Genomic DNA, 5,747 nt, shown 5'->3' with positions numbered 1-5,747 from the left:
TAAACGCAGAAAACCCCTCATCGATTAGATGAAGGGTTTCTGATTAGTCCGTTGTTTAAACGGATTAAGATTGGGCACCGACCTACTCTCCCACATTTTACTGCAGTACCATCGGCTCTGGCGGGCTTAACTTCTCTGTTCGGAATGGGAAGAGGTGGACACCGCCGATATAGGCACCTGAATTTCTTCGAGGTTTGAAGCTTAAAGGCCAAAGGTTAAAGGTCCTTTGCCTGTGGGCTACCTGTATTTTTTATTTAGATAAGTTTTAGGGTTTTCATGCAAAAAGCCTTTAGCCTTTTACCCTTCACCTTTAACCTTATCTTTAAACATAATTGAAAGAAGTAATTAATCAGAGAAAACAACAGCTTTGTTTTGTTCGGTTCATTGGCTCACTTGTTCATTCGTTTACTGGTATTGCTACCAATGAACTATTGAACTGATTTACCAATGAACCATTCATTACCTGCTATGAGAAAGCTTCGGATTATTAGTATTACTCGACTTTGATGTCACCACCTTTATATCTGTAACCTATCAACGTAGTAGTCTGCTACGATCCTCAATGGAAGTCTCATCTCGTGGCTAGTTTCGCACTTAGATGCTTTCAGCGCTTATCTATTCCCAACGTAGCTACTCTGCAATACAGCTGGCGCCATAACAGATTCACCAGAGGTTAGTCCAACCCGGTCCTCTCGTACTAAGGTCAGCCCCACTCAAACTTCCAACGCCCACAACAGATAGGGACCGAACTGTCTCGCGACGTTCTGAACCCAGCTCGCGTGCCACTTTAATGAGCGAACAGCTCAACCCTTGGGACCTTCTCCAGCCCCAGGATGTGACGAGCCGACATCGAGGTGCCAAACCTCCCCGTCGATATGAGCTCTTGGGGGAGATCAGCCTGTTATCCCCAGCGTACCTTTTATCCTTTGAGCGATGGCCCTTCCATGCAGAACCACCGGATCACTATATCCGTCTTTCGACCCTGCTCGGCTTGTCTGCCTCACAGTCAAGCAAGCTTATGCTATTGCACTCCGCGTACGGTTACCAAGCGTACTGAGCTTACCTTTGAAAGCCTCCGTTACCTTTTTGGAGGCGACCACCCCAGTCAAACTACCCGCCAAACAATGTCCTCCACATAATGGAGTTAGACACCAAATACAGAAAGGGTGGTATTTCAACGTTGACTAACCGACTCCTAGCGAAGCCGGATCACAGTCTCCCACCTATCCTACACATCCTGTATCCGATATCAATGTTAAGTTGTAGTGAAGGTGCATGGGGTCTTTCCGTCCCGTTGCGGGTAACCGGCGTCTTCACCGATACCACAATTTCACCGAGCTCATGGCTGAGACAGCGCCCAGATCGTTACACCATTCGTGCAGGTCGGAACTTACCCGACAAGGAATTTCGCTACCTTAGGACCGTTATAGTTACGGCCGCCGTTTACCGGGGCTTCGATTCAATGCTTCGCCTTACGACTAACATCCCCTCTTAACCTTCCGGCACCGGGCAGGTGTCAGGCCTTATACGTCATCTTTCGATTTTGCAAAGCCATGTGTTTTTGTTAAACAGTCGCCTGGGCCTTTTCACTGCGGCTGATATTGCTATCAGCGCCCCTTCTCCCGAAGTTACAGGGCCATTTTGCCGAGTTCCTTAGCCATGATTCACTCGAGCACCTTAGGATTCTCTCCTCGACTACCTGTGTCGGTTTACGGTACGGGTTTTTATAACCTGAAGCTTAGCGGGTTTTCTTGGAAGTCTGATTACCTGAACTATCACCTTACCCGAAGGCTCAGTGTACTATCAGCTTTCAGCAAGAGTGGCGTACTTAACTACCTCTCCTATACCTACGGCCTTTAACGAACTATTCCGTCAGTTCGCGTCAGTGTCACTACTCCGTCACCGCATCGCAGTTATAAAAAGTACTGGAATATTAACCAGTTGTCCATCGGCTACGCCCTTCGGCTTCACCTTAGGCCCCGACTAACCCTGATCCGATTAGCGTTGATCAGGAAACCTTAGTCTTTCGGTGGGCGGGTTTCTCTCCCGCCTTATCGTTACTTATGCCTACATTTGCTTTTCTAATTCCTCCACAGTCGGTTGTCCCTCCTGCTTCACCGGCAATTAGAATGCTCCCCTACCAGTGCAATAAATTGCAATCCATAGCTTCGGTATAACGCTTAATGCCCGTTTATTATCCATGCCCGATCGCTCGACTAGTGAGCTGTTACGCACTCTTTAAATGAATGGCTGCTTCCAAGCCAACATCCTAGCTGTCTGTGCAATCGGACCTCGTTAGTTCAACTTAGCGTTAATTTGGGGACCTTAGCTGATGGTCTGGGTTCTTTCCCTCTCGGCCATGGACCTTAGCACCCATAGCCTCACTGCAGTGTATATTATACAGCATTCGGAGTTTATCTGGATTTGGTAGGATTTGACTCCCCCGCACCCAATTAGTAGCTCTACCTCTGTATAACTTTACCACCACGCTGTTCCTAAAAACATTTCGGGGAGTACGAGCTATTTCCCAGTTTGATTAGCCTTTCACCCCTACCCACAGATCATCCGGAAACTTTTCAACGTTTATCGGTTCGGTCCTCCAGTACCTGTTACGGCACCTTCAACCTGTCCATGGGTAGATCACAAGGTTTCGCGTCTACCCCCTCTGACTATACGCCCTATTCAGACTCGCTTTCGCTTCGGATCCGTGTCTTAAACACTTAACCTTGCCAGAGAGGAGTAACTCGTAGGCTCATTATGCAAAAGGCACGCCGTCACACCACGAAGGTGCTCCGACCGCTTGTAAGTACACGGTTTCAGGTTCTATTTCACTCCCCTGTTCGGGGTTCTTTTCACCTTTCCCTCACGGTACTGGTTCACTATCGGTCTCTCAGGAGTATTTAGCCTTACCGGATGGTGCCGGCAAATTCCCACAAGGCGTCTCCGACCTCGCGGTACTCAGGATACCACTATCCTATTATTACTTACCCGTACGCAGCTCTCATGCTCTATGGCGGGGTTTCCCACCCCCTTCCGGTTCATTTTAATATTCATGTTGTGGTCCTATAACCCCGGTTATGCCGTAACATAACCGGTTTGGGCTTCTTCCCTTTCGCTCGCCACTACTCAGGAAATCACTGTTGTTTTCTCTTCCTCTGCTTACTTAGATGTTTCAGTTCAGCAGGTTCGCGCATTTATGCAACTATTCTTCAAATAGTTAGGTTTCCCCATTCGGAAATCCGCGGATCAATTCATATTTGCTGATCCCCGCGGCTTATCGCAGCTTATCACGTCCTTCATCGCCTCTGAGAGCCAAGGCATCCCCCGTGTACCCTTTCTTACTTTCTTCTATACATGTGATGCTTTTGCTCATCACCGTATGCTTTTTGATAGGATTGCCGTTCTTGTTCATTCCATAAGTATACTCCACATTACTTAGGCCGAAACCGTTTATAATCCTTCTGTTTACTTCTTTCCTGAAGTCGAAGCCAACAACCGTCTCTACTGTTGTTTTCTCTTCTTTTTTACTTCTTCCAATATGTCAAAGAACTTTTACCCCAACCCCGAAGGGTGTTTGTCAATATCCATCCCTTGTTAGGGTTATGGAGGGTGTGGTGGAGAATAACGGATTCGAACCGTTGACCCCCTGCGTGCAAGGCAGGTGCTCTAGCCAGCTGAGCTAATCCCCCTTTCAGATTAATGACCGAATGTTTGATCTATTGAATTACTGAATCTTTCAATTCATTAACTCTCTAATTCTATAATTCACTCATTGCCTTCGTAGTCCCGAGCAGATTTGAACTGCTGACCCCTACATTATCAGTGTAGTGCTCTAACCAAACTGAGCTACAGGACTGTTTGTTTTTTGCTTACAATCTTGCCACGTATTATGGTTGCACCACTGATGGCTTCATCTTCCGGGTTGTTTTTTAATTAGTGAGTTATTGATTTACTGAATTATTGATTGCTTAGTGATTTGTATGCACTAATTCAATAATTCATTCATTCAATAATTACTAATAAGAGTAATAAGAAAATAATCATGCAGGTAACAGCTGCGCTGTTGACCTTTGTGTTTTGAGAAACATACTATTATAAGATAGTTTGGATAATGCTCCAGAAAGGAGGTATTCCAGCCACACCTTCCGGTACGGCTACCTTGTTACGACTTAGCCCCAGTTACCGACTTTACCCTAGGACGCTCCTTACGGTTACGCACTTCAGGCACTTCCAGCTTCCATGGCTTGACGGGCGGTGTGTACAAGGCCCGGGAACGTATTCACCGCGTCATTGCTGATACGCGATTACTAGCGAATCCAACTTCACGGGGTCGAGTTGCAGACCCCGATCCGAACTGTGAATGGCTTTACGAGATTGGCATCCTGTTGCCAGGTAGCTGCCCGCTGTACCATCCATTGTAGCACGTGTGTAGCCCCGGACGTAAGGGCCATGATGACTTGACGTCGTCCCCTCCTTCCTCTCTATTTGCATAGGCAGTCTGAATAGAGTCCCCACCATTACGTGCTGGCAACTATTCACAGGGGTTGCGCTCGTTGCGGGACTTAACCCAACACCTCACGGCACGAGCTGACGACAGCCATGCAGCACCTAGTTTCGTGTCCCGAAGGACTGATCCGTCTCTGGATCATTCACTAACTTTCAAGCCCGGGTAAGGTTCCTCGCGTATCATCGAATTAAACCACATGCTCCTCCGCTTGTGCGGGCCCCCGTCAATTCCTTTGAGTTTCACCCTTGCGGGCGTACTCCCCAGGTGGAACACTTAACGCTTTCGCTTAGACGCTGACCGTATATCGCCAACATCGAGTGTTCATCGTTTAGGGCGTGGACTACCAGGGTATCTAATCCTGTTTGATCCCCACGCTTTCGTGCCTCAGCGTCAATCATACTTTAGTAAGCTGCCTTCGCAATTGGTGTTCTGTGACATATCTATGCATTTCACCGCTACTTGTCACATTCCGCCTACCTCAAGTACATTCAAGCCTATCAGTATCAAAGGCACTGCGATAGTTAAGCTACCGTCTTTCACCCCTGACTTAATAGGCCGCCTACGCACCCTTTAAACCCAATAAATCCGGATAACGCTTGGATCCTCCGTATTACCGCGGCTGCTGGCACGGAGTTAGCCGATCCTTATTCTTACCGTACATTCAGCTTCGTATACATACAAAGGTTTATTCCGGTACAAAAGCAGTTTACAACCCGTAGGGCCGTCTTCCTGCACGCGGCATGGCTGGTTCAGGCTTGCGCCCATTGACCAATATTCCTTACTGCTGCCTCCCGTAGGAGTCTGGTCCGTGTCTCAGTACCAGTGTGGGGGGTCATCCTCTCAGATCCCCTAAACATCGTAGCCTTGGTAAGCCATTACCTTACCAACTAGCTAATGTTCCGCATGCCCATCTTAATCCTATAAATATTTGATGTTTAAATAATGCTATTCAAACATGTTATGCGGTGTTAATCTCTCTTTCGAGAGGCTATCCCCCAGATTAAGGTAGGTTACATACGTGTTACGCACCCGTGCGCCACTCTCATGTGAAGCAAGCTCCACAATCCCGTCCGACTTGCATGTATTAGGCCTGCCGCTAGCGTTCATCCTGAGCCAGGATCAAACTCTCCATTGTATAATGTGTTGTTCAAATCCAGACCCTATTAACTCATCAATAGAAATCTGTAAAAAAAAATATTCTCTTACATTATCCCTCTCTATCTCTAGCTTCGTCTCTCTC

General features: G+C 47.4%; 2 tRNA genes and 3 rRNA genes. All 5 read right to left on the bottom strand.

From position 1 onward, the window contains the following. Positions 1–69 precede the first annotated feature (69 nt). A 5S ribosomal RNA gene (gene rrf, locus FFF34_019640) occupies positions 70–181 on the bottom strand. Positions 182–469: 288 nt separating this feature from the next. After that, positions 470–3,352 (bottom strand): 23S ribosomal RNA (locus FFF34_019635). A 260-nt stretch (positions 3,353–3,612) separates the two neighbouring features. Beyond that, positions 3,613–3,689: transfer RNA gene (locus tag FFF34_019630), tRNA-Ala, on the bottom strand. Between the two features lie 89 nt (positions 3,690–3,778). Then, a tRNA-Ile gene (locus FFF34_019625) sits at positions 3,779–3,856 on the bottom strand. Positions 3,857–4,120: 264 nt separating this feature from the next. Beyond that, a 16S ribosomal RNA gene (locus FFF34_019620) occupies positions 4,121–5,638 on the bottom strand. The 16S, 23S and 5S rRNA genes sit together here with 2 tRNA genes alongside, the layout of an rRNA operon. Positions 5,639–5,747 lie beyond the last annotated feature (109 nt).

This window comes from Inquilinus sp. KBS0705, assembly GCA_005938025.2.
Taxonomy (GTDB): Bacteria; Bacteroidota; Bacteroidia; order Sphingobacteriales; family Sphingobacteriaceae; genus Mucilaginibacter.
This window is presented reverse-complemented; position numbering and strand designations above follow the sequence as displayed.